At 53.2% G+C, this 25,511-nt stretch carries 20 protein-coding genes; 10 read left to right on the top strand and 10 right to left on the bottom strand.

Annotated features, from left to right (window positions below):
• Positions 1-221 precede the first annotated feature (221 nt).
• A complete protein-coding gene (locus ACFFLD_RS07095) occupies positions 222-1,943 on the top strand; it encodes a diguanylate cyclase (protein WP_386038587.1) in 1,722 nt (573 codons plus the stop codon).
• 2 nt (positions 1,944-1,945) lie between these two features.
• Here ACFFLD_RS07095 and ACFFLD_RS07090 read toward each other — a convergent pair whose 3' ends face one another.
• Together ACFFLD_RS07090 and ACFFLD_RS07085 are read right to left on the bottom strand one after the other, a co-directional pair.
• Positions 1,946-2,503, bottom strand: a complete 558-nt coding sequence (locus tag ACFFLD_RS07090; RefSeq protein WP_386038585.1) for a cytochrome b — start codon at positions 2,501-2,503, stop codon at positions 1,946-1,948.
• A gap of 232 nt (positions 2,504-2,735) precedes the next feature.
• The gene (locus ACFFLD_RS07085; protein WP_386038583.1) at positions 2,736-3,608 is read right to left on the bottom strand and encodes a LysR substrate-binding domain-containing protein; all 873 of its coding nucleotides are present in this window, start codon (positions 3,606-3,608) and stop codon (positions 2,736-2,738) included.
• A 101-nt stretch (positions 3,609-3,709) separates the two neighbouring features.
• Here ACFFLD_RS07085 and ACFFLD_RS07080 point away from each other — a divergent pair, with 101 nt between their 5' ends.
• The gene (locus ACFFLD_RS07080) at positions 3,710-4,588 is read left to right on the top strand and encodes a DMT family transporter (protein ID WP_386038581.1); all 879 of its coding nucleotides are present in this window, start codon (positions 3,710-3,712) and stop codon (positions 4,586-4,588) included.
• A 93-nt stretch (positions 4,589-4,681) separates the two neighbouring features.
• Here the strand turns inward: ACFFLD_RS07080 and ACFFLD_RS07075 are convergent, their stop codons facing one another.
• On the bottom strand, positions 4,682-6,124 hold the full coding sequence (locus tag ACFFLD_RS07075; protein ID WP_386038579.1) for a hypothetical protein: 1,443 nt from the start codon (positions 6,122-6,124) through the stop codon (positions 4,682-4,684).
• A 320-nt stretch (positions 6,125-6,444) separates the two neighbouring features.
• On the opposite strand from ACFFLD_RS07075, the gene ACFFLD_RS07070 reads away from it, so the two are divergent.
• The 3 genes from ACFFLD_RS07070 (at position 6,445) to ACFFLD_RS07060 (ending at position 10,836) form a co-directional block, all read left to right on the top strand.
• The gene (locus ACFFLD_RS07070; RefSeq protein ID WP_386038577.1) at positions 6,445-6,840 is read left to right on the top strand and encodes a septal ring lytic transglycosylase RlpA family protein; all 396 of its coding nucleotides are present in this window, start codon (positions 6,445-6,447) and stop codon (positions 6,838-6,840) included.
• Positions 6,841-7,089: 249 nt separating this feature from the next.
• The gene (locus tag ACFFLD_RS07065) at positions 7,090-8,088 is read left to right on the top strand and encodes an NADP-dependent oxidoreductase (RefSeq protein ID WP_386038575.1); all 999 of its coding nucleotides are present in this window, start codon (positions 7,090-7,092) and stop codon (positions 8,086-8,088) included.
• A gap of 210 nt (positions 8,089-8,298) precedes the next feature.
• Complete coding sequence (locus ACFFLD_RS07060) at positions 8,299-10,836, top strand: glucose/quinate/shikimate family membrane-bound PQQ-dependent dehydrogenase (RefSeq protein ID WP_386038573.1); 2,538 nt, start codon at positions 8,299-8,301, stop codon at positions 10,834-10,836.
• Positions 10,837-10,926: 90 nt separating this feature from the next.
• On the opposite strand, the gene ACFFLD_RS07055 is transcribed toward ACFFLD_RS07060, so the two are convergent.
• On the bottom strand, positions 10,927-12,996 hold the full coding sequence (locus ACFFLD_RS07055; protein ID WP_386038571.1) for a TonB-dependent receptor family protein: 2,070 nt from the start codon (positions 12,994-12,996) through the stop codon (positions 10,927-10,929).
• A 172-nt stretch (positions 12,997-13,168) separates the two neighbouring features.
• Here ACFFLD_RS07055 and ACFFLD_RS07050 point away from each other — a divergent pair, with 172 nt between their 5' ends.
• Positions 13,169-13,342, top strand: a complete 174-nt coding sequence (locus ACFFLD_RS07050) for a YqaE/Pmp3 family membrane protein (RefSeq protein WP_035538925.1) — start codon at positions 13,169-13,171, stop codon at positions 13,340-13,342.
• A gap of 152 nt (positions 13,343-13,494) precedes the next feature.
• Here the strand turns inward: ACFFLD_RS07050 and ACFFLD_RS07045 are convergent, their stop codons facing one another.
• The 3 genes from ACFFLD_RS07045 to ACFFLD_RS07035 all read right to left on the bottom strand — a co-directional run bounded on the left by ACFFLD_RS07045 (position 13,495) and on the right by ACFFLD_RS07035 (position 16,338).
• On the bottom strand, positions 13,495-13,971 hold the full coding sequence (locus tag ACFFLD_RS07045; protein WP_386038569.1) for a nucleoside deaminase: 477 nt from the start codon (positions 13,969-13,971) through the stop codon (positions 13,495-13,497).
• 56 nt (positions 13,972-14,027) lie between these two features.
• Positions 14,028-15,293 (bottom strand): dicarboxylate/amino acid:cation symporter, encoded by a 1,266-nt coding sequence (locus ACFFLD_RS07040; RefSeq protein ID WP_386038567.1) that lies wholly within the window; start codon positions 15,291-15,293, stop codon positions 14,028-14,030.
• Positions 15,294-15,432: 139 nt separating this feature from the next.
• Positions 15,433-16,338 carry an NAD(P)/FAD-dependent oxidoreductase gene (locus ACFFLD_RS07035; protein ID WP_386038565.1) on the bottom strand — a complete coding sequence of 302 codons (906 nt, stop codon included), beginning with the start codon at positions 16,336-16,338 and terminating at the stop codon, positions 15,433-15,435.
• 640 nt (positions 16,339-16,978) lie between these two features.
• Here ACFFLD_RS07035 and ACFFLD_RS07030 point away from each other — a divergent pair.
• Complete coding sequence (locus ACFFLD_RS07030) at positions 16,979-17,185, top strand: cold-shock protein (protein ID WP_007111402.1); 207 nt, start codon at positions 16,979-16,981, stop codon at positions 17,183-17,185.
• A 107-nt stretch (positions 17,186-17,292) separates the two neighbouring features.
• Here the strand turns inward: ACFFLD_RS07030 and ACFFLD_RS07025 are convergent, their stop codons facing one another.
• Both ACFFLD_RS07025 and ACFFLD_RS07020 read right to left on the bottom strand, forming a co-directional pair.
• Positions 17,293-18,156, bottom strand: coding sequence for a putative RNA methyltransferase (locus ACFFLD_RS07025; RefSeq protein WP_386038562.1), 864 nt, complete (start codon positions 18,154-18,156; stop codon positions 17,293-17,295).
• A 40-nt stretch (positions 18,157-18,196) separates the two neighbouring features.
• On the bottom strand, positions 18,197-19,126 hold the full coding sequence (locus tag ACFFLD_RS07020; RefSeq protein WP_386038560.1) for a DMT family transporter: 930 nt from the start codon (positions 19,124-19,126) through the stop codon (positions 18,197-18,199).
• A 96-nt stretch (positions 19,127-19,222) separates the two neighbouring features.
• Between ACFFLD_RS07020 and ACFFLD_RS07015 the strand changes: the two genes are divergently transcribed.
• Positions 19,223-20,158, top strand: a complete 936-nt coding sequence (locus ACFFLD_RS07015) for a LysR substrate-binding domain-containing protein (protein WP_386038558.1) — start codon at positions 19,223-19,225, stop codon at positions 20,156-20,158.
• Between the two features lie 18 nt (positions 20,159-20,176).
• Here the strand turns inward: ACFFLD_RS07015 and ACFFLD_RS07010 are convergent, their stop codons facing one another.
• Complete coding sequence (locus ACFFLD_RS07010) at positions 20,177-20,914, bottom strand: helix-turn-helix domain-containing protein (RefSeq protein ID WP_386038556.1); 738 nt, start codon at positions 20,912-20,914, stop codon at positions 20,177-20,179.
• A 137-nt stretch (positions 20,915-21,051) separates the two neighbouring features.
• On the opposite strand from ACFFLD_RS07010, the gene ACFFLD_RS07005 reads away from it, so the two are divergent.
• Positions 21,052-24,513, top strand: a complete 3,462-nt coding sequence (locus ACFFLD_RS07005; RefSeq protein ID WP_386038554.1) for an acyl-[ACP]--phospholipid O-acyltransferase — start codon at positions 21,052-21,054, stop codon at positions 24,511-24,513.
• 207 nt (positions 24,514-24,720) lie between these two features.
• Positions 24,721-25,506: a glutamate racemase gene (locus ACFFLD_RS07000; RefSeq protein WP_386038553.1), complete on the top strand. Its 786-nt coding sequence runs from the start codon at positions 24,721-24,723 to the stop codon at positions 25,504-25,506.
• Positions 25,507-25,511 lie beyond the last annotated feature (5 nt).

Below are 25,511 nucleotides of genomic sequence, written 5' to 3'. Positions count from 1 at the left end.
TATTCAGTAGGCGCTTCTATCCAGATAACAAACTACCGCGCCTAAGCATTTGTTTGACGAGAAGCGGCCCCCGGCATGGGAAGGGAACCCAGGAAGCACATTACGGGGTCACAAAACTAAAATAGCGATGCCCTATGCATGCACAACGTATAACGGTGAGTGTTCTCACCCGTTTATTACTGCTGCTTGCGGTTTGTTTTATGCCATGTTCTCAGGCAAGCATGCCGTTATCCGCATCGCCAAATCAATCTAGCTACTCCCTGGTTCCTTATAGTGAATTCTGGAGTACTGACGATCCACCTCAAACCCTCCACCGACTGCTCTCTGAACCACGAGACTTTGAACCGTCACGCCACTCCGACGATTTAAACTTTGGTTATACCCAGCAAGCTGTATGGCTGCGTACCCAGGTGCACAATGATTCACCGGGCCCCCAGCGCTGGATAATCCAGTTTGAGTATCCGTTCCTGGATAACGTGACACTTTATACATTACGCGAACAGTTCACTGGCGTTCAGCGCAGCGGTAGCGCCGTGCCCGTTGGGCAACGAGTGCTCGCCCATCGCCAGGCGGTTTTTCCACTTTCCTTGGATCCCAACGAAACCGTTACGCTGTATACCCATGTGGCCGCTTATGGCAGCAAGATGCTGAGCTATAATTTAATGACGCCAGATGCATTTTACGCTCAAAACGAACGACAAAATTTCTGGTTAGCGACTTACTTTGGCATGCTATTAGCGCTGGGATTATATAATGCACTGTTATATTTAGGGTTTAGAGAGCGTGTCTTTTTGCACTATTCACTATTTGTAGGCGGTTTTGGACTGGCTATCCTGGCCTTTAACGGCCTTGGCACACTGATGTTCTGGAGCTTTTTAGCCGAAAACACCGCGCGTTTAGTGGCACTAAGCTTCACTTTCGCCTCCACCATGGCGACACTGTTTGCGCAAAGCTTTTTAAATACCGCTACTTATAGCCCCCGCTGGCACCAAATAGTCACCACGTTTAGAAGCTACTGCTGGCTGGCGGTCATCGCCACGCTGTTACTACCCATTCCTGTAGCGTTGCACCTTATGGATGTCACGGGCTTTATGACCTCGTTACTACTGATGGTATGCGGCAGCTATTGCACCCTACGTGGGGTTCCCAGCGCTAAATTATTTGTCCTGGCATGGTCACTTTTTTTGCTAGGCACCGGCGTATTTACGCTGCGCAATTTAGGCGTCTTGCCCACTAACTTTATCACCCTGCATGGGCTTCAAATTGGTTCAGCATTAGAAATGCTGCTGCTTTCGTTTGCACTGGTCTCCCATTTCAATCAACTTAAACGCCAAAAGGAGTTAGCCCAATCCGCGATGGTAGCGGCGCTTAAAAAACAAGAAAGTATTCTGGAGCAAAAAGTGGCGGCCCGTACCAAAGCGTTAGAACATCAAGCCAACTGCGACGTACTCACCGGCTTGTTGAATCGTTATGGACTATGCCGCGATGCCGACGCCGCGCTGCATCGAAATCGCCAGCATAATCATCGGCTGGCCTTATTGATGCTTGATCTTGACCGCTTTAAACCTATTAATGACGTTTATGGTCATGAAGCAGGCGACTTTGTTCTCCAGCAAATTGCTAAACGGATTGCCCACTCAGCTCGTGACGGCGACCACTGCGCACGACTTGGCGGTGACGAATTCGTCATCATCATGGAGAATATCGAGTCAGGTGAACCGCTAGAAAGTATTCAAGCACGGATTGATTACGCTATTCGCTCACCGATCAAGCTTCCCTGTGGGGAGCGAATAAACGTCGGAGTGAGTATCGGAGTAAGCACTTGCTATGGCGACGATGGGGCCACGCTTGAGAGTTTGCTGCGTGAAGCGGATAGCCATATGTATACGGCCAAATCGTCCCACGCAGCGACTGATTATCATTATGTGCCAGCGAATTTGTAGCTTTAATCCAACAGACTCATACGCTTCATCACGTTATCGCGCTTGATTTTCCAATGGAAAATAGCGCCCGCAATATGCAGTACTATTAAGCCCAAAATAAGCCAGCCCACTCGCTCATGCCACATAAACAACTGTTCGGAGAGCGCTTCATGTTCACCAATAAAGCCTGGCAAATGCCAGATGAAAAACTCAACGGGAAAGCCCCCACTCGCCGTGGCTGCCCAACCCAATAAAGGCATAACAATCAACGCCCCATAGAGCAAATGATGAACGCTGGTGCTGACTAACCGCTCAAACGTATTCAAGGGCGGTTCATGGTCAGGTACGACAAACGCCAAACGGGTAATAATCCGCAGCGTCATGAGCAGTAATATCAATACGCCCAGGGTCTTATGGCTGGTATAAAGCACATTGGTGAGGGTATTGCCAAGCAAATTAACAGTGCTTTCATAACCAAGAAAGCCTAGCGTTAACCCAATGGTCAACGCGAGTAACGCCGCGACAGCTACCAGCCAGTGCAGCATCCGATGTGGGTAGATATAGCGATCCAGTTCGTGCATGTCATGCTCCTAACAGCCATTTATTTGCTTTTTAGTTTAGCCAGTAACGTTTATGTCCGCTGATTAAAGCACTCGCTTCTTATCAACGTTAAGTATTACCCAGGCGGTGACCGCTATTCCCCTCTAGTCGCATAGCGGCACCCACAGCTTCAGTTCTTCAGTGCTAGTGCCCGAAGCACACTAGACCCGAAGCACACTAGACCAAAGCACCGACCAATAGCCACGGCGGGTATTATAGCGCTTGTTCGGGCGCGGCCAGCTGTTCGCGAATTAACTCTCCCAACCGTCGGGCAGGCTCCGAAGGACGGTGAGGGGCGCGATGCAGCGCCAGCTCGATCATTGGCAGCACAGGTAAACCGCTGCTCTCATCCAGAGGCCTAAGCGCGGGGGTTAACATGCTACGAGTGACGACCACGATCGCGAGACCAGCGGTCACAATGGGCGCTAACCCCGCCATGGATTGACTGGTATAGGCCACCCGCCAACTACGTCCGGCTGACTGCAACGCCTGCTCAGCTACCTCGCGAAATACATCAGCCCCTGGTGAATACAACGCCAATGGCAGCGGGTCGCTCAGCAGCGGCTGCTGATTAACCCCCACCGCCCATACTAACGGTTCACGCCGGATGACATCGCCACCCGGCGAGTTACGTTGGCGCGTCACCAGCGCTAAATCAAGCTCTTTGGCTTTTACCTGCTCCACCAGCAGCGCGCTAGTGCCACAGATAACCTTCAGTCCGACCGCGGGGTAAAGCTGATGAAAATAGGCAAACACAGAGGGCAACAGGGAGGCGTAATCTTCCGGGATGCCAAGCGTGAGATCGCCCGTTATCTGGCGCGCCTGCATATCACTCCACGCTTCGTCGTTGAGCGATAAGAGCCGACGCGCATGGCTCAATAACCGCTCGCCTTCGGTGGTGAAGCGTATCCGGCGCCCTTCTCGCTCATGCAATGTGAGCGATAACTGCGCCTCTAGCCGTTGTAACTGCATACTCACCGTGGACTGAGTGTAATCCAAACGTTTCGCGGCGGCGGTCACACTGCCGGTGTCAGCAATCGCTACAAAAGTACGTAGCAGCGTTAGGTCCAGTGTAGGTGCCCGCATATATCACCAACCTTGATATAACCAATCATAAATGATCGATATTGTGATGCGTTGATGCTGAGTATGCTTGCCAGCACACGCTTTAATCAAGGAGAACCCTCATGCATCGCGTTCACTCCCCAGCCCTATTTCCTCGTTGGTACAGCGTAGGTGCTGCCCTTGTGGCCGTGATGCTTTGGAGCGTGGCACCGTTACTGGCAGAACTTGCCAACGCGACACCGCCTTTACAGCTAACCGCGGTGACGCTTTTAGCGGGAGCACTAGCAACACTCCCGCTAAGCCGTCGGGTTAATGTCGCCGCCTGCGGGGCAGGCTGGTGGTTAAGCGTATGGATAGGCGTTCCGCTACTCATCTTTGGCGCCGTCAGCACTTACTTTATCGGCATGCGGTTAGCGCCTGCCGCGGAAGCCGCACTTATTACCTACACCTGGCCGGTATTGTTCGTGCTCCTCAGTCAATGGAGCCGTTTTGGTCGCCTGCGTATCGCCGGTGTAATAGGGGCATTAATCGCCTTTTCAGGCGCAGCGCTGCTACTGGTTCCTCAAGCGATCAATGGGGGTCTGGGGGGCGCCACCACCGGCTACGCACTGGCGTTACTGGCCGCCTTCTGCTGGGCAATCTATTCCTGGCTAAGCCAGACGGCCCCGCTGCCATTGGCACCCTTGCTGCCCAGGATATTACTGATCGCCTGCACGATCTCCTTCGCAGCTAGCTGGGTACTGGAAGGCAACCTCGCGCTGCCCGACAGTGATGCCTTAATGGCAGGAATTGCCTTGGGATTAGGCCCTTATGGTATTGCCATGGTGGCATGGGACAAGGCATTGCGCTGGGGACACGCTAGCCTTATCGGTAGCCTTGCTTATGGCGTACCGATCCTGGCCGCCCTGTTGCTGGTTTTGGCAGGCATGAGCGTGCTCGACTGGCGCCTGCCCGCGGCGGCTGTGCTGGTGGTGGTGGGTTGTCTCAAAGCAAGTCGCTAAACACGCAGCCGACCGTTACTATCTTTCATAACTGAAAATGCCCTTGCCACATAACGCGGCAAGGGCATCTTTATTTATCCATCACTGAGCTACTTATAGCGCTGGCTCAATCGTGGTTGGCTCCATATCAGCGGTTAATTCAAACAACCCACTACCGTTAACGCTAAAACCACGGGCACTGACGGTATAGGTACCAGGCAGCAATGACTCCTGCAGCCTGGAATCAGTCCCACCAGCGCCATCATCGTCACTCAATGCAACGCCTTGGCCACTTAGTTCAATAAATGTATCAAAATCGTTAGAGCGCATTTCCAGTGTTACTAACGAGCTCTCTGTTACCTCCAACTGATACTGCAAGGGCTCACCGCTATACCAACCATTTAACGTCTCGCCAGGCGTGAGAACCCCTTCATTACGCAAGGTGACATCAGGCATATCGCGGGACTGAACGAAAAGCGTAAATATGCCGCTGCCTTCGCCGTAGGCCGTGCGAGCAGTGAGTTCATAAACACCGGGAGCAAGAAAATCGGCGATACGTGCGTCTAAGTCGCCCGCGCTGTCATCATCTTCACGGTAATAGCCGTTAGGCCCTTCAAGCACCAGATAAGCGTCAATATCACTGGCGGTCATTTCAATCTGGTACATACCCGCTTCTTCAATATTCACTTGATAGCTAAGCGCCTGGCCCGTGTACCAGCCGTTAAGTGACTCATTAGCCGTGAGCGTACCTTCATTACGCAGCTCGCCATCGCCAGGCAATACTTGGGGTTCTACTGACAGGGTATAAACGCCAACACCCTCTCCATAGGCGCTGCGTGCGGTTAACGTGTAGTCGCCAGGCTCAAGAAAATCAGTAATACGGGCATCGAGATTACCGGCGCTGTCGTCATCTTCTCGAGCATAGCCATTTGGTCCTGCTAATTCTAAATAAGCATCGAAATCATCAGACCGCATTTCCAACTGATAAAGGCCCGCCTCTGCGATATTGATGGTTATTTGGCGCGTATCGCCTTGCAGCCAACTATCAATTGGCTCACCTACCGCCATGGAGTCAGCGTTCGAGAGTTCTACCGTACGACTCGCGAGGCTAAAGGGACCGTAGCTATGAGCATCCGCTCCACTAACCACGACCACATAGTCACCACTCTCCTCAATACGGTGGCGTACGATAGGCGCGTTATCGAGTAATTGTAGCTCGTCATCATACAGTGACACCACGCCCTGCAGCGCACCCTGCAGAGAAAACTCAACGATATCATCTTCTTCCAGTGAGATCGCATAACGCTTAAAACGACTACCATCGTTACCATTAAGTTCGCTGGTCGAGGTTATTTCACCCCGCATACGCTCATCAACATTTAGCTTTGCTAAGCCTTTTATCGCATCAGCCGTCGTGGGTTGATCAGCCAGTTCCACGCGGTCACCGGTCGTTTCATCGATGCTTGCAGGGAGCGGAACCACCTGAGCAACGAGAAAACCGACGGCGGCACCGCCAACGGCTACCAACATATAACCTAGCGAAGAAGATTTAGCCATGAGCATGCCCTTGTTGAGTCATAATACAAATATTAATTAATCGTCGGATATTATAAGGGGATTAGTTATTTTTTGGGGATCATTTCATTAAAAAATACTGTTTTAAATAAATACCTTCTGGAAACACTTCGTACCTATATTGTTAAACGACTGAAACACAAGAATACATAGGCAAAGAATAAAAAAGCACGAAATTGAACCTAACTGCGCCGATCGTCTCAAAGCTTGCTGACTCGGCACGACAAGGGTAGTATCGACCAGCCGAGTAGGCACCTCATCAAGAGTGCGGGATTCGTTAGACGCAAAACTGAGGTACTCCTATGGGAGCTCAAAAAAGACTGATCCAAACACTATGTTTGGCAGCGATACTAGTAGGCAGCGCTGCCAATAATGCTTTTGCACAAGACCTAGCAGTACAAGATTTAGCAACACAGGAAGGCGTCGCCTCGTTTTACAGTGACCGCTTTCAAGGGGCTACCACTGCCAGTGGAGAGCCCTTTGACCAGCAGGCACTGACTGCCGCCCACCCCAGTTTGCCGTTTGGCAGCAAGGTGTTGGTGACACGCCCGGACACCGGGCAAGAAGTAGAGGTACTTATCAATGATCGCGGCCCCTTTACCAAAGGACGCATTATTGATTTATCTAAACGCGCGGCAGCGAAGCTTGGCATGATCCGCCGCGGTACGGCTCCAGTGATGGTAACGCTGTTGGATTAACGGATAACACATCCTTGATTGTTGTGTGATACCCCTTAGCCTAATCAAAGTGACAGCACACGAAGCATCGCAATCCCCGCGAGTAGATAAACAGGGCGACTTTTTATAGGTCGCCCTGTTTTTTTATGCCTGTATGGGTCACTGCCACGCCTTCTTGATGATGTTTATCGCTGCCACGAACTTGCAAGCATGCTAATGGTCTCTATGCTGCAAGGAGTCAGACTCGTTATGTCATTACAGGAGGTATTTATGCAATCGCAGTTCTATACACTTACCGATTACCCACAAGGGCTACCAGAGCGCGACCTGTTCTCGCTAGAAACGCAAACACTTCCTGAGCTCGCCGAGGGCGAAGTGCGTATTCGTAACCACTGGCTATCCGTCGACCCTTATATGCGTGGTCGGATGAGCGGCATGCGTACCTATGTAGAGCCATTTGAACTAGGCAAGCCGATGGAAGGCGGCGCCATTGGCGAGATTATCGAATCAAATGATTCACGCTTAAAGGTAGGTGACAAAGTAAGCCATATGGGCGGCTGGCGCGATATTGCTCAACTCCCCGCTGAAGGCGTCACTCCGCTACCCGATAGCGATATTCCTGAGCAGGCATATCTGGGCGTTTTAGGCATGCCCGGCATGACCGCCTGGACAGGTCTCAATACGATTGCCGAATGCAAGCCAGGTGATAACGTTCTGGTCAGTGCTGCCAGCGGCGCGGTGGGCTCGTTAGTGGTTCAACTGGCCAAAGCCAAAGGCTGCCATGTGGTGGGTATTGCAGGCGCAGCCCACAAACTGGCGTGGCTGGAATCTCTCGGCGTTGAGCCGGTTACGTATCAGGATAGAGATGCCCATGAGCTTAGTGATGCCATTAAACTCGCCAGCCCCAATGGTATTGATGTGTATTACGAAAACGTTGGCGGCATTTGCCTTGAAGCAGCGCTTAGCCAGCTAAATGAGGGCGCTCGCATCGCTGTATGCGGCATGATCGGAAGCTATAACGCTGAAAAACCAACTCCTGGCCCGAGCAATCTCTCACAGTTGGTGATTCGCAAAGCCAAAATGCAGGGCTTTATCGTTGCCGACCACTGGGAAAGCTATCCCTACTTCCTGAACGAAGTGTCGCCACAGGTAGCCCAAGGCAAGCTGAGTTATAAAGAGACGGTGAAAGAAGGCCTGGAAAGCACGCCTGATGCTTTTCTCGCTCTGTTCGAGGGTGGCAACACAGGTAAGATGTTGGTCAAACTCTAACTCTCTGCTTTTAAACCACCCTCCTTTTAAACCACCCTACCGCACCATCAGATTGGTGACGGTAGGGTGCCCCGCTTAGAAAATTATCAAATCGTTAGACCAATGGCGAATTGATAATTAGAATTATCCTTAAGAATCGTGTGTTTTAACCCATCGGCGCTGTCGATGGGTTAAAACGCGTTGTCGGTAGGTTGTTACAAAGGATATCTCATGGAAGAAAGCACGCGTGATCATAGTAAATGGCCAGCGATTACCGTTGGCCTGCTACTACTTATTGTCGGCTTGGTGCTAGCGATTGGCGGCAGCAAGCTTGTCAATCTTGGCGGCAGCGCCTATTACTTAATCGCGGGAGTTAGCATTATTGCCTGCGGCGTTTTATTTGCCCTGCGCCGAGGCGCTGCTCTCTGGCTCTACGCGCTAATTCTTTTTGCCACACTAGCGTGGGCACTATGGGAAGTCGGCTTGGACTGGTGGCAGTTGGTGCCCCGTGTCGCCATTCTCTGCTTAATCGGTATTCTGTTGCTCCTGCCGTGGTGGCGTAAACCGCTGCAATCAAAAGGCGGTAGCTTGGCGCTGGTTGGCAGCATTACCGCCGCGGTTATCGTGGCCATTGCCAGCCAATTCAGTGACCCAGGCGCTATTGAGGGGACACTGGCAAATAATAGTCAAACAGCTGGTGATAGCGTTAACCCGGCGCAAGTAGCGGGCGACGACTGGCCTGCCTATGGCGGCACTAATGCCGGCACTCACTACTCTTCGCTCGAACAGATTACTCCAGACAACATTAGTGAACTGGAAGAAGTATGGCGCATTCAAACCGGTGACGCCGCGGGACCTGACGCCCCACCTGAAATTACCAATCAGAATACGCCCCTCAAAGTAAACGACAGCCTGTATATCTGTACGTCGCATAGTCGTGCCATGGCCCTGTCCCCGGAAACGGGCGAAACAGTGTGGGAATTTGACCCTGAGGTTAGCACGATGGGGGCCGACGACTTCTCACTTTGGGCCCACATGACCTGCCGGGGCCTCGCCTACTACGATGCCGCTAACTACTCCACGGCTCCTGATGCTACCGAAGCAACCGCCACCACCAATGCTCCGTCAGAGAGTGGCCCACTACTCCCTGTTGAGCGCTTCGATAACAATGATAGTGACACTCTGGATCTCGCCTTTTTGTCATTACTGTTGGGTACTGAAGAACAGGGCAACACGCCGCCCATGCTCAGTGATACTGACGTCATGTGCCCACGCAGGCTTTATCTGCCCACAGCAGATGCGCGTTTAATTGCGCTGAATGCCGACACCGGTGAGCGGTGCACGACATTTGGCGAGAATGGTGAAGTTGACTTGACGAATAATATTGGCGGCTTCGACCCTGGCGGTTACTACTCTACATCTCCTGCTACGGTAACAGAGAACCTGGTTATTCTGGGCGGGCACGTTACCGATAACAGCTCTATCGATGAGCCTTCCGGCGTCATTCGTGCCTTCGATGTGCATTCCGGTGAATTGGTATGGAACTGGGATAGCGGCAATCCTGACAACACCGAGCCGTTACCCGAAGGCGAGATTTATACCCGCAACTCCCCTAACGTATGGGCCCCGATCAGTGTCGATGAGACGCTGGGGATGGTTTACCTGCCGATGGGTAACGCCACCCCTGACCAATTCGGTGCTAATCGTAGTGAAAACGATGAAACTTATAGTGCCGGCCTGGTCGCGCTTAACCTGGAAGATGGGCAGGTGGAATGGGTCTATCAGTTCGTTCACCACGACCTATGGGACATGGACATGCCGGCACAGCCGGTACTGATTGACCTAGCCACCAATGAAGGCACCCAACCCGCGGTCATTCAGCCGACCAAGCAGGGTAGCCTTTACGTGCTGAACCGGGAAACCGGCGAACCGATCGTGCCGATCGAGGAGATCCCCGTTCCGCAAGGCGCAGTGGAAGGCGACTGGACGGCTGAAACCCAGCCGCGCTCTGCGCTGAACTTGCTGCCACCGCCGCTCACCGAGCGCGATATGTGGGGAGCTTCTCCCTTCGATCAGATGATGTGTCGTATTCAATTCCAGTCATTACGCTACGAAGGTCAATACACACCGCCTTCACTGGAAGGCAGCATTGTTTATCCGGGTAATGTTGGCGTGATGAACTGGGGCGGCGTGGCCGTTGATCCCGAACGCCAGGCGCTATTCACCGGCGCGAAATACCTTGCGTTTGTTTCCACACTGGTACCTCGTGAAGAAGTAGAGGACGGGCAGGGCTCAGCCAGCGAACAGGGCCTGCAACCCAATGCAGGCGCCCCCTATGCCGTCGAGCTTGGTCCGCTACTTTCCGTGCTCGGCCTGCCTTGCCAAGCGCCTTCCTGGGGCGATGTCGCCGGTATCGACCTGCAGAACGCCGACGTCGTGTGGAAACACCGTAATGGCACAACACGCGACAGCATGCCGTTTGATCTACCGATCGGTTTGAAAGTAGGTGTTCCGGCGCTAGGCGGCCCGCTGACCACCGCCGGGGGTGTTACCTTCATGAGCGGCACGTTGGATCAATACCTGCGCGGTTACGACATTACTACCGGCGAAGAGCTGTATAAAGCTCGGCTGCCCGCTGGAGGCCAAGCGACGCCGATGACTTATACCGGCGCCGACGGCCGCCAGTACATCGTGGTGACCGCCGGTGGCCACGGCACATTCGGGACTAAAATGGGTGACTATGTGATCGGTTACGCCTTACCCGAATAAAGGGTAAAGAGTAAGGGCTACCACCCCATACAGCCACCCAAAACGTAAATGGGCAGCCTACAAGGCTGCCCATTTTTATCTCCCCAAGACTTAAAAACTCACCTCTACCCCACCATACACGCTGCGCCCTGGGGCGGGTTCATAGTAGCGCCCATAGGTGCCGTTCAAGCGCACATTGGCGTAGTGATCTTCATCAAGCAGGTTACGGATACCCAGGAACGCATTCAGACGCGTATCGCCCCCTAGCTGCCAACCATCACCGACGCGCAAGTTCACAAGCCAGTAGCTATCGATGTCGGTCTCATTAGCATTGTCGGCCACCATATCGCCCACATACTGCGTTTCCAAGGTAGCAAAACGGTCATTCAGGTTTTCCCAGGTCAGTTGGTTGACCCAGGTTTGCTCGGGCAGGCCAGGAAGTCGGTTTCCCCCGAAACGCTCAGTAGGCGTGGCAAACCGGTCAAACTCATAGTTCGCTAACGTCAACGCACTGTTTAACCGCCACTGATCGGCTAGTTGCCAGCCCAGCGCCAACTCGACCCCATCTCGGTTGGTGTCGCCCGCGTTTTGATAAAAGGTGCGCCCTCCATTTTCCTCTTCATAAGGCACCAACTCATCGCGAACGCGAACTGAAAACAGCGTCACATCATAATCCAACGCCAACGGCTCGATATAGCCGCGCGCGCCGACTTCACGATTCCAGGCTTTTTGTGGTTCTACCGATGGATTAAAACCACCGCCCGAGGGATTAGCAAACTCGGAAAACGTCGGCGTTTCAAACGCCGTACCGGTATTGACGTAAACCTGATGCTCGGGGCGATAACGGTAGCTCAGCCCGGCAGAACCGCTCCATTCGTCAAAGGTTTGCTCGCCGCTCTGATCACCGTTATCTAAAAAGTGATCATCTACTTCTAGCTCCACCCGATCAAAGCGGGCACCAAGCGAGAACGTCACCTGCTCCGTCAACGCCAAATCACCTTGGGCAAATACCCCGGCGGAGGTCGCTTTTTGCGTCTCGTCGGCCGTCTTCTCGCCGACAACGCCTTGCGCGTTGACATCATTACGAAACCGCTCATCGTCCTGGTGCGCAACATCGACACCCGTGATATAGCGCAATGGCAGGCCACCCAAAGTGATCTCATGATGGTACTCGGCACTCGCACCCAGATAATCTCGCTGGTAACCAATCCAGCTATCGCCCACATAGGGCAACTGCTGCTCAAAGTCACGTTGGGAAATAAAGCCCTTTAGGTAGAGTTCCCCAGTACCCGCCGATAAGTCTTCGTACTGTAACGCGACCAGCTGTTGATCCACGCTCTGCCTGGCATCCAGTGCCAGTGAATTGGGGGCCGCCTGAGCACGGTCAATAGCCACTTCACGGGCGTTCAGCGCACCGGGGTCTTCCGAGCGAGGGTTATCGAGCAGGTTAATAATGGCGGTTAATGCGCGATCGCTGCCTAATTCGCGGCGCAGCTTGGCATTCAGCAGATACTTTTCCGTCGAGCTTTGCTCACGATACCCATCCACATTTAGCGCAGAAAGGCTGACATGATGCGACCAGTCTCCCTGGGCGCCGCCTGTTTGTAGCGCAGCCTTCCGATAACCATCACTACCCGCCTCGGTACGTAGACTCGTGCCCGGGTTATCACGGCCATTGGCGGTGGTCACATCAATGACCCCGCCCGCCGCGTTGCCATACAATACCGAAGAAGGCCCGCGAATGACTTCAATACGCTGGGCGCTGTCCAGGTCAATGGCATCGAGCTGCGCCTGCCCATCGGGTAGCGTGTAAGGAATTCCATCGACCATCACCGTAATGCCGCGTACGCCAAACGGTGCCCGGGCACCAAAGCCACGAATAGAGATTCGCTGGCCCTGGGCAAAGTTATCGCGGTTTTGCAGAAACATTCCTGGCACTCGTACTAACGATTCATCCAGCCGGGTGCGCTGCTGACCTTGCGCGATGGCATCACGGTCAATGGTTGAAACCGCCGCTGGGGTGGCATAAAGCTCCCGCTCCAGCCTGGGAGCCGTAACCTGCAGCGTGTCCAGCTCGGCGCCATTGGCATCCGATGGTGTCTGAGCCCAGCTATGCGCCGAGACCAAACAACTTAACAGGCACACAGAGGTGGTGGTGACTTTCATCGTTACTTTAGGCATGGGGTCCCTCCCGAATAGTGGTGGCGCTAATGGCGGCAGAAATACAATGGTTCAACGGAACGATTCTATCGTTGATCAATCAAACGTCTTTAACGAGGCCTGGATAGCCTGGATAAAGTTATGAAAGTATCTACACTTGTACAAATTCCACCCTGTAAGCAATGGAGGCTTCATGGCATTTACTGCAACTGATCCGATCAAGATGATTTTCGCGGTTATTCTTCCCCCACTTGGGGTATTTTTCGAGGTCGGCTTTAAAGGGCATTTCTGGCTGAACATTATCCTCACGCTATTTGGCTTCATTCCCGGCATCATCCATGCGTTCTATGTGATATTGAAGCATTAACGCATCTTGAACCGAACGTCTCGGGCGTGATGAAGAGAGGGGAAAGCCTCTTTTCCAGGACATGCTTTGAAGACATGCGATAGTTACGCGGGACACCTATGCAGCCGCCTTATTAAAGGCGGCTTTTTGATGGCGTTAACCTAACCAGCATTCTAGCCAACATGCCTGCGCCTATGTAGGGCGTGGACGCTTTCGGCCAATTCCATGACCGGCCCTTCAACGTTGAGGTTAGGCACTATCTGCTGAATAGGCAACGTAGCAACCGGTGGCGGTGCCACCCCCAGCTCCTTAAGCCAGCCACGCAATTGCTCAGATGAACTAGCGTACACAATACGACCCAATCCTACCCAACCATGGGCCGCTGCACACATAGGGCAGTGCTCGCCTGAGGTATAAACAGTCGCCTGCGCGCGAGCCATGGGCGTCATATGTTGAGCCGCCCAACGCGCCAGAGCAAATTCAGGGTGCTGGGTAGCGTCTCCACAGGCAATGCGATTACGATCTTCCGCCAGCACATCTCCCTCTTCGCTTACCAGCACACTTCCAAAGGGCTCGTCTCCCGCGTTAAGTGCCTCCTCGGCGAGTTCCACCGCACGAGCCAAATAGGCAAGCTCTCGTTCCTCCATCATGAGTCCTCCTAACTGCCTAGCAAAAAGGCATTTTTGTTTGCCATGCCTTTTATTCGCTATGCCTTTGCTGCTGCGGTAGACGCTTCCTCTATGGGTACGTCGCTAAGCTGCTCACCTTCACTTCGAGCAATGACAGAGGTGCCTACTAAATCACCCGTTACGTTTAGTGCCGTACAGCCCATGCCTACTAGCGCGTCGATGGCCGTGAGCAACGCAACCGTTTCAATCGGCAGGCCCACTTGGGTAAACACTGTCGCGATCATGATGATTCCAGCACCCGGCACACCCGCCGTGCCTATCGACACCAGCGTGCCAATCAACACTACTTGTACCATGCTAATGAAATCCAGCGGCGCGCCAATCACGTTAGCAGCAAATACCGCCGAAATGGCGATACGAATCGCCGCTCCATCCATATTGAGCGTAGCGCCTAACGGCAGACTGAACCCATAAATGCTTTTGGGAATACCTAAACGATGAGCAGCATTCATCGTCAGCGGCAACGTGCCCGAGCTGCTTTGGGTAGCAAATGCCGTAGCCATTGGCGTGCGAGCTTCACGAAAGAAGTTTCGTAACTTCACACCGAACAGCCGCATGATGCCGCAATAAATCAGCAGATGGATGGCCAGCGCGATGTACAGCACCATTACCATATCGCCCAGTGACAACAGCGTTTCAATGCCTTGCTGGCTGACTGTCTCGGCGACAATGGCAAACACGCCGATAGGCACATAGTGCAACACGCCCGACATCACTTTTAAAGTGACTTCGTTCAGGGCTTTAATGACCTCATAAAGCCGCTCACCGAGAGCATGTTGCCGTTCCGACTGGCGTATTTTCAGCAGTGCGATGCCAAATACCAGCGCGGTAAAAATAATCCCCAGCATGTTGAGTTCGGAGAACGCACCGATAATATTAGTGGGAACGATATTGAGCAGCGTAGAGACCACGCCAGGGTTGTCAGGCACCGTAAAGCTAGCCTCTGTCGCTAGCGTCATTCCCGTTCCTGGACTAAACAGCGTGGCAACGGCTAACCCCACCATGATCGCTAATGCTGAAGAAACCAGATAATAGATGAACACTTTACCGCCCACCCGTCCGGCACTGCCCTCCCGCGACTGATTCACGCCCACCATCAGCGTAAACAGCACGATAGGAACGATTAGAAAAGTTAACAGCCGGAGCAGCAAATCACCCAGTGGGGCTAGCCAAACCGCTACCGTATCGCCTCCCACTAACCCCACCACCACGCCCAGTACCAGCGCGATGGTGACGCGTAAAATTAATGACGCCTGGAAATAGGCCTTCCAAATACGTGTCATTTACTTCCCTACAAGTTTGAGTTGATGGGTAGACTGAGTTAAGAAACGTTGATCGCCCACTACTTAAAGGCGGGGGCTGATGCCATTTTCACCGCGGGCATCGCTTAAAGTCGATGATTGAAATCGCATGAGCCCTGCTTTAATGGTCAAAGATCAACGAGTGATGCGCGGCTTGGCCGGCTAACATACCATCACTGACCGCCAACGACACGTTGCCCACGAGGCGAGCGATATCGCCACATGCGTACACTCCCGGTACCGACGTTTTCTTGGCCGCATTAATTCTTACCACGCGTCCCAACGGCGTCACTTCAAACTCACAACCTAATAGTATTGCTAATTGGCTGGGAGCGGTCTGGGTAACAATAAAGAGGCCAACCAGGGGACATATTCGCCCCCCTGCCAGTACGACGCCCACCCCCGTAGCGTCATCAACCAACTGTTCAACGATGCCTCGCTCAATATGGGTGCCACGCTCATTGAGCTTTTCTAGCTGGTTTCTGTCAGGCTCGAAAGCATCATTTAAAAAGAGAGTCGTTGCGCCCCACTCAGGCAGTAGCAATGCCAAGTGCATCGACAAGTCAGAGGTTGCCAGTACACCAATTCTCCCATCATCCAAGTCAAAACCATGGCAGTAAGGGCAATGAAAAACATAGGTTCCCCATCGTTCGGCGAGTCCTGGCAAATCGGGAAGTTGATCGTCGACACCTGCGGCGAGAATGACACGCCTTGCGTAGATACGCTCGCCTCCCCCCTGCTGACCCGCTAGCACCAGTGTAAAATCATCCTTTTGACCGATAACTGTCTCTACATTGCCGCTGTACCACTCAACCGTGGGGTATGCGATCAGCTCTTCGTACCCTGCTGCGGCTATTTTACTGGGGGGCTTGCCATCCTGGGTTAAAAACCCCCGCGACCGAGAAGCAAAACGATTACGCGGCTGCCCCGCATCAATCAGCGCCACTTTCCGTCGTGCCTGCGCTAACTGAAGCCCAGCCGCCATACCCGCGTAGCTTCCGCCCACTATTGCAACGTCATACGTCATTGTTTGCCCTCGATCCTTGAGTGCATAGCGTTCATATCGACCCAGTACGATTTCTAGGCATGAGTTCTGGATATAAGTACTAGAGGTAAGTTTCCATGATGAAAAGTGTAGATCAGCCCCTAGGCGATGCCGCACTGTCTTAGAAACACGACGCCCAAATAGAACATAAGTTGTCCGAACTTCGGACAAAGCCTCGATACCTAGGCTTTGTCTGAAAAGTCGGCGAGCGAAGATCAGACAAGGCAAAAATTGGCGAAAAGACGGAGTTTACGGGTTGTAAATGAGTACTTTGAGCCGATTTTTAACGCCGTATGATCGAGCACAGCCAGTTTTCAGACAGAGCCTAATATCGCCAAGGCGTCGTTGATGCCTCTATATCTGAATAAAGTAGCGTTTAAGAAAGGGTCGTTGACGCGGATCTGAGGAAACAAGCAAGAAAGGCATTGACGAAAGCTACAATTCATGACACTGTAGCAACAGTTGGTTAGCAAGCAAGCATGGTTTCAGAAGTGTACGAAAAAGATTTAGCAGCAAACGAAATCTTTCGGCAAGCCTGTAATTGTATTCCTTGTTTTATCCGCTATTAATCTGGGTGATACCAGGAACTTTACAAAGCGCATTGCGCGAAAGGATTTTTACTATGTCTACTGGCACAGTTAAGTGGTTCAACGATACTAAAGGCTTCGGTTTTATTGCTCCTTCTGACGGCGGCGATGACCTGTTTGCCCATTTCTCTGAAATTCAAGCAGACGGCTTCAAAACCCTGCAAGAAGGCGCTAACGTTTCTTTTGACGTTACCCAGGGTAAGAAAGGCCTTCAAGCTTCAAACATCAAGCAAATCTCCTAAGCCCTAGCGCTTTAGAGTTTGCTCGAACCTTTCAAGGTTCGAATAACAAGGCCCGCTTATGCGGGCCTTGTTACGTTTGGGCAATGACATAGTGTAGTTAAGCCAGGTTAAATACGAAGCCACTGCACAACCTCAACATCTACCGTGACTGACAGCCTATCAAGTGCTGCTGCACGAGCGCGCCCTTCAGCGCTGGCGCGGTAAAGATGCGGCGTCATAGCTAATAAATCGGCAATGCTCTCAGCCCCAGCCAGCGTTATCGAATAGCTCACCTGCTCGCTGCGGTGATGAGTAAAACCTTCCGGCACGACTAGCTCGCCTGAACGCGATGGCTTTAGGGTCGGATAAATGATTTCCCGCAACTCGCGCAGATGGTTTGGGCCCGCCTCCAACTGTAACAGCACTCCACCGGTTTTCAGCACCCGAGCAAACTCGCTGATGACAGGAAAGCCAAACATGCACAGCACGCTATTCAGCGCTGCTGACTGAACCGGAAGGTGAGCATTGCTGCCGACCACCCAGCGACTGAACGGTGCCTGCTTATTATCTTGCTTTGCCGCCGCCAACACCGCCCATTTAGAAATATCCAGTCCCATCAGCGACAGTGATAGAGAGGCTGGGGCAGCGTGGGCTAACTGACGCAGGTAATAGCCTTCACCACTGCCTGCATCTAAACAACTAAACGTTTCGCCCTCTGCCCTCTCATTAGCATGATTCACAATAGCAGTACTGACCGCTTCCGAAATGGGCTGGTAATGGCCAGCGTTCAGAAAGCGTTGCCGAGCAGCAACCATCGCATTGCTGTCACCAGGGTCTTGAGAACGCTTTTGCTGCACTGGCAACAGGTTAACGTACCCCTGCTTGGCAATATCAAAGCTGTGCCCGGACGCACAGCGCCAAGAATGGCCCGCAAGATGTAACGGCTCGCCATCCAGCGGGCAAGCCAGTGCTTGAAAAGGGGTGATGCTCATATCGGTATCTTCGCAGAGGGTAGATGGGTATGTGCGTTTTTTAGCGCGTCACCAGGATGATGCCAACTAACATAACGCCGCCACCGATTATAAAATTAAGGCTCAGCGGCTCATTGAGCAGCAGTGTACCAAACAGAATCCCGAAAAGCGGTGCCAAGAAAGAGAACAAACCTAACTGCGAAGCGCGGTAGCGACGTAACAACGTGAACCATAGCAGCAGCGCGGCGAACGAAATAATCAGCGCCTGAAAGCCAAGACTAGCAATGGCCATGGTTGAAAAATGAGCACGCATCAGCTGCCCCGATAGCGCCGCGATGGGCAGTAGCAACATCGCTGTCACGCTAAGTTGGTAGCTTAAAGTAAGCTCCGCAGGTGCCTCAGAAAGCGAGGTCTTACGGATCACCACGGTCGTGGCCGCCCATGAGAGCCCTGCGAGCAAACCAAACGCATCACCGATTAGAATATCAATGTCATAGACACCACCCGGCGCTATGGCGATCACCATGCCCACAAAGGCCAAGCCAACGCCCCACCACTGGCGAATAGAAAGCTGCTCACCGGGCACCCAAAGGTGTAGCCCCAAGGCAGCGAAAATAGGCGCAGTATAAAGGAACACCGACATATGCGACGCTAGCGTGTAGGTTAGCCCCCAGGCGACAAAGCTGAACTCGGCAGCAAACCCGAGGCCAACCACTAGTCCCGGTACCCAGTGGTGCCCAACATCCATCCAGCGAATGCCACGCCAATACGCCAGCAAGCCAACAAGACTCCACGCCATGGCAGAACGCAGGGCGATCTGCACCAAGGGCGAGATATCCTCAGCCACACCTTTAATGGCCACCTGCTGAAAACCTAACACCAAACAAAACAAAAGCATTAACGATGCTGCCGTCGTATCCACTGATTGACGCTGGAAACTCCCCGACATAGGCTTGGTAGCATTGGTTTTGGCGATACTTTGGTTATTCATCATGAGCTCCTATGGCATTTAGAGCTCATTGCAGCAGGTAGCGAAATCCCGTACAAACGATTACTTATCGGGGCTAGGCTTAGGAAAACTCACGCCATGAGAATTGAGAGATTACCCCTCAATGCGCTACGCGCTTTCGCCGAGGCTGTGCGAGAAAATAGCTTCAAAGCCGCCGCTGCGCGTCTCGGGGTTACCCCGAGTGCCGTCAGTCGGCAGGTCAAACAGCTGGAAGGACACTTAGGCGTCGTCCTCTTTGAACGCCATGCCAATGGCGTTTGTGTCACGGAAGCCGGCCGGATGCTTGCTGACGATGTGCAAGCAGGCCTTTTGCGCATTGCCAGTGGTATACAGAACATCACTGAGCGTTCAGAAGAGGCCTTTCGATTGCTGCTGAGTGCACCGCCCTCGTTCCTACAACTCTGGCTACTGCCCCGCTTGCCGCGTTTTGAAGCTAATGAGCGCCAAATAGAAATCTCCCTGGATGCCGAGGCAAACTTGATAGCACCGCTATGGTTGCCCAATCGGGCACGCTTGTCTCTGCGCTACGGTCAGGGGCCTTGGCCCGGTGTCACTAGCCTGCGTCTTTTTGAAGACACGCTATTTCCCGTTTGCTCCCCTTCGCTGTTAGCACAGGAAAATATACAAACGCCCGTCGACTTGCTGACACAGACTCTACTCACCGTGGATTGGTGTAGCCACCCTGGTCAGCGTATCCCAGGCTGGAACGATTGGTTTAAAAGCGCCGGAGTAGTGCTAAACAAGATGCCCAACCAGCGACAATACTCGCTCTACAGTTTGGCCCTCGATCAGGCTATCGCCGGGCAGGGCGTAGTGCTGGCCAGCCACCCGCTAGTGGCAGACCGGCTGGCTAGCGGTGTTTTGGTACGCCCCTTTGAAGAGAAGTATCCGCTCGCCTCCCCCTTTGCCTACGAACTTATTTTGCCCAATGATGGAGAAGTGCCACCAGCGGTGGCCCGCTTTTCAGAGTGGCTTGAGCAGGAAGCTGCCAGTTTCCGTGACACATCGCTGTAATTCAGGACTTGGACTTGCTTAGCTTTCGCGCTTGTAGTCCTGAAAAAGCCCATACTGCCACTGGCGCACGGCCAGTACCGAGGTGGTGCCAAACCGTTGGCGGATAGGCAACCCACCCTCTCGCTCACATAGCGCATGAAATTCCTTTGCCAGGCGCTGTATCGTCTGCTGCCATTCCACATTGCCCGCCTGAGACAGCAAGCCGTTGAGTACCACAAGCTTTTCATTGTCGTTATCGAAATGCGATTGGAAGAACTCGGTGGCAATATACTGCTGAAAAAAGCGCTGAATAGGGCCACCCGGGCGCCAGCGAAAATTGGCGGCAATACGCCGCCGAATACGATTGCCTGGCAGTAGATCAATCAGCTTTAAGCGCTCAAGCGCCAGCAACTGTTGGACACATTGCGCCTCGCTCAGCTGGTACTGATGATAAATGTCCTCAAAGCTGTAACCGTTGATGACACACACCGCCACCAAAAACAGCTCTTGATCGTCGACTATGCTCTGCTCTTGCGCGTGGGAAAGCTCCTGCAAACGCTGTTCATCTTCCTGCATGGCCTGCACCAGTTCGGAAAATTCCAGATTGAGCTGGTCGCAAATACACTCTAATCGCTCTAAGGTAAGGTGTTGCTCTGCAAATAAGCGCTTTACCGACGCTTCGCTTAGCCCAAGCCATATCGCTACATCCGCGTAGGTTTTACCTTGAGCACGCAACTGACGTTTCAGCGTAGCAATTAATGTTTTTGTCTGAGACACACAGCCTCCAGGCCTAAAAAGTAGTGTATAACGATACCCCAAAGCCCGGATAACACAACGTCAGCTATTAGAGTTGCACCCGTTACTCCTTTTACCGAGAGTACGCTTACTTCATTTTGATTAAGGCGAAAAACAACATGCAACCCTTGCTGCGTATAGCGGGCGCCTGGCCCTATTTGATTGCGATTTTTCTTAATGCCTTTGTGGATCTAGGCCATAAAATCGTTATTCAAAATACGGTGTTTAAAAGTTACGACGGCGAAACACAGGTAGTACTCACTGCCCTGGTCAACGGGCTTATCCTGTTGCCGTTTATTTTACTGTTCAGCCCAGCGGGCCATGTGGCCGATAGCTATTCCAAAGTGCGCATTTTGCGTGTTTCTGCCTGGGCTGCCGTCGCCGTGTCGCTGGGTATCACCCTTGCCTACTACCAGGGCTGGTTTTGGCTGGCGTTTGCGATGACGCTGATGTTGGCTATTCAGTCGGCCTTTTACTCCCCGGCTAAATACGGCCTGGTGAAAGGACTATTTGGTAAGCCACGCCTTGCCGAAGCAAACGGGCTTATCCAAGCCGTCACGATAGGCGCAATTTTAACCGGCACCGTCGCGTTTACCGCGCTGTTTGAAACCTGGATATCCGCTGGTGACCACACGCCTGCGCAGCTGTTACGCCAAATTGCGCCACTCGGTTGGCTGCTGGTACTCAATAGCGCAATCCAGGCAGCCACTCTTTACCGGTTGCCGGTGGACACCATCACTCCCCCCGATAAACCGTTGACATGGAAGCGCTATCGCCAGGGTGCCGCCTTTAAAGATAACCTGCGTTTTATCACGCGCCAGCCGGTATTAAGGCTCGCTATTATCGGTCTGGCGACCTTTTGGTCAGTGGGCCAAGTGCTGCTGGCCGCGTTTCCTGCCTACGCCAAGCAGGCCCTAAGCATCGATAATACGCTGGTGCTGCAGGGCATTCTTGCGGCTAGTGGGGTGGGGATTGCGCTAGGTTCCATGCTTGCCAGCAAACTATCGTATAACCGCATTGAAACCGGTTTGATTCCGGTAGGCGCGATAGGCGTGGCCGTTGGTTTGTGGTGCCTGCCGCTGTTGACTTCGCCGACCGGCCAAGCGCTCAATTTTGTGTTTATCGGCGTCATGGGTGGTTTATTTATCGTCCCGCTCAATGCGTTGATCCAGTTCCATGCTGCCGATAACGAGCTAGGCACCGTGCTGGCAGCCAATAATTTAATTCAAAACATCGCCATGCTGGGCTTTTTAATGCTCACGGCGCTGTTTGCTTTAGCGGGTGTGGATAGCCACTACCTGCTGCTATTGATCGCCACCGTGGCCATGGTGGGCGGCGGCTATACGATCTTCAAACTGCCGCAAAGCCTGGTACGATTTCTGCTAAGCTTCTTGCTGACGCGGCGCTACCGCGTTGCCGTACATGGTTTGCAGAACCTGCCCGCCCAAGGCGGCGTATTGCTGCTAGGCAATCATATCAGCTGGGTGGATTGGGCCATGGTACAGATCGCCAGCCCGCGCCCCGTTCGCTTCGTCATGCTTAAAAGCGTCTACCAGCGCTGGTATTTGAGATGGTTCTTAAAAGCGCTGGGCTGTATTCCTATTGAGCGGGGCAGCGGTGCGGAACAAGCGCTGGCTGATGTCGCCGAACAGCTCAATGCCGGAGAAGTGGTGTGTCTGTTTCCAGAAGGCGCGATCAGCCGTAATGGCCAGTTGGGAGAGTTTCGCCGCGGCTACCAGCGGGCCTGCAACATGGCCAATGCTGACGTTGTCATTGTGCCGTTTTATCTGCGCGGCCTATGGGGTAGTCAGTTTTCGCGCTCGTCGAGTAAATTAAAAGAGTTACGCAACGCCCCTTTGCATCGTTCGATCGTTGTTGCGTTTGGCAAGCCGCTCGCCAAAGACACCCCTGCCGATGTACTTAAACAACGTATCTTTGAACAGGCCACCCGTTCCTGGCAGCGGGCCATGGGTGAGCTACCGACGTTACCCAATGCCTGGATTCAAAGCGTCAAACGCCGTCCTGGTGACGTCGCTCTCGTCGATACCGAAGGGGCTGAGTTCACCGCCAGCCAAGCATTGACCGTCAGTCTATTGTTGGCAAAGCGGTTTCGCAAACTCACGCCTGACCGCTATCTTGGCCTACTGCTGCCCACCAGCAGTGGCGCGGTGCTTGCCAATATGGCAACGCTACTCGCCGGTAAGGCCGTAGTGAATCTCAACTACACCGCCCATCAGGCGGCGCTAGCCTCGGCCCTTACCCAAGCCGAGATAACCACGGTGGTTACCTCGCGCCGCTTTGTGGAAATACTGCAAAAACGTGGGCTAAAGGTTGACCAATTATTGGCCAATACGCACACGGTGTACCTGGAAGACCTGCACGCCACCATGGGCCGTGCCGAACGCCTACGTACTTGGCTTGCTGTGCGCTTATTACCGAGCTGGCTAATTCAACGCCTTTACTGTCGCGCCCACGATGCTGATGCCACCGCGGCCCTGCTGTTCTCAAGCGGTAGCGAGGGCGACCCCAAAGGGGTGCTGTTGAGCCACCGCAACGTGATGGCCAACATCAAGCAAACCTCTGACGTGCTTAACACCCAGAACAACGATGTGGTGATGGGCTCGTTGCCTCTCTTTCACGCCTTTGGGCTAACGGTGACACAGTGGTTACCGTTGATTGAGGGGCTACCGCTGGTATGTCACGCGGACCCGACGGATGCCCCCGGCATTGCTGTTGCAGTGGCTAAACATAAAGCCACGATCATGTTCAGTACCTCCAGCTTTCTGCGCCTGTTGGTCAGCAGCAAGAAGGTACATCCCTTGATGCTGGACAGCTTACGCATCGTCATCGCCGGAGCGGAGAAGCTTGATGAAAACGTACGCACCCGTTTTACCCTAAAATTCCACAAGCCGGTGTATGAAGGTTATGGGGCGACTGAAACGGCCCCGGTCGCTTCGGTGAACCTGCCCGACACCATGGGTGCTTACTATCAGCAGGTGCAGCGAGGCAGTAAACCGGGCAGCGTGGGCATGCCATTACCGGGCACAAGCTTCAAAATTGTTGATCCGGAAAGTTTTAAAGAATTACCCACCGGTGAGGCCGGAATGATTTTAATCAGTGGCCCTCAGGTAATGCAGAGCTATCTACATGACGCCAAGCGAACCGACCAAGCCATTTATGAGGATGAAGATCACCGCTGGTATATAACGGGCGATAAAGGATTTATCGATGAAGACGGTTTTTTGACCCTTATTGATCGCTACGCACGCTTTGCCAAACTGGGCGGTGAAATGATCAGCCTCAGCGCCGTGGAAGCAGCGGTAACCGCAACGCTTGACGATCCGGATGCCGCGGTGATGGCGGTCACCATCCCCGATAGCCGCAAAGGTGAAAGGATCGTACTGCTGTCGGAAACCCCCTTGGATGAAAGCGCTGTCAAAGCGGCCATGCGCGCCAGCGGTGCCCAAGCCACCATGATTCCCAGCCACTGGCTAACGGTGAAAGCGATCCCTCGCCTAGGCTCTGGTAAAGCAGATTTTGCCGGCGCCAAGCGTTTAGCACAGACGCAACTGCAAGCATGAAAGGTTTGGCAATCGTAACGGGTCGGCAAAACTCTCGGTAACGCCAGGAGCAGTCGCTTGATGTTGTCGGGCGTTATCTCTGTGCGCCCTTTGCCAGCTACCCGCCACGTTGTTTAAGCAAGGGCTGGCATGGAAATTATAAACAGTGTTTTCATAATATTAGAATTTTATGGATCATTAGGCTTAGTTTACATCAAGGATATTGCTATGCATCAGCCGATCGCTGTCTTCGACGCTGGCATTGGAAGCTACGCCATTGTCGCCGAGATACACAAGCGCCTCCCCCAACAGGATATTGTGTATTTCGCTGACCGGGCGAGTTTTCCTTATGGCAGCAAAGGACGAGAAGAGTTACTCGCTGTCATGCAGCGTACGCTACGCTTTCTTGAGGGCTACCACCCATCGGCCATCGTCATCGCCTCGAACGCCCCTTCTATCATGGTGTTGGATGACCTTCGCCAGAATACGTTGGTGCCTCTGTTCGGTGTTTATCCCCCTATCGAGGAAGCGCTCGCCACGTCGAACAGCGGCAAGGTTGGCATCATGGGGGTGCAATCGCTTATCGAAAGTTCGCTGCTAAAACAGTTCATCACCCACCACGCTCCCCAGCCGGGCAACGTCAGTCTGATCAATGCTTCTTCCATGGTGGAACTGGTCGAGAATGGCGCCTTTCTATTCGATCCTGAGGCGACGCAGAAGGCGGTCTCTTCTTTTATGGACGACGTCGTCAGTCAGTATCCCGATATCGACACACTGACCCTTTCAAGTACCCATTTACCATGGCTGCGCTCCTTCTTCGAAGCAGCACAGCCCGGTTGTCGCTTACTCGACCCGGCCGAATCGATTGTCTCCAATCTAGGCGATGGCACCCAAGGCACAGGCCAGATCCAAGGCCTGGTGACAGAAAGCGAGGTCTATAATGTCGAGACATTCCGGCGCATGTTGCAGCAGTTCGGCATCGATATACCGCTAGAGGTAGTCTCAGTGCCCTAAGGCAT

This window comes from Vreelandella sulfidaeris, from assembly GCF_042429665.1.
GTDB lineage: Bacteria > Pseudomonadota > Gammaproteobacteria > Pseudomonadales > Halomonadaceae > Vreelandella.
This window is presented reverse-complemented; position numbering and strand designations above follow the sequence as displayed.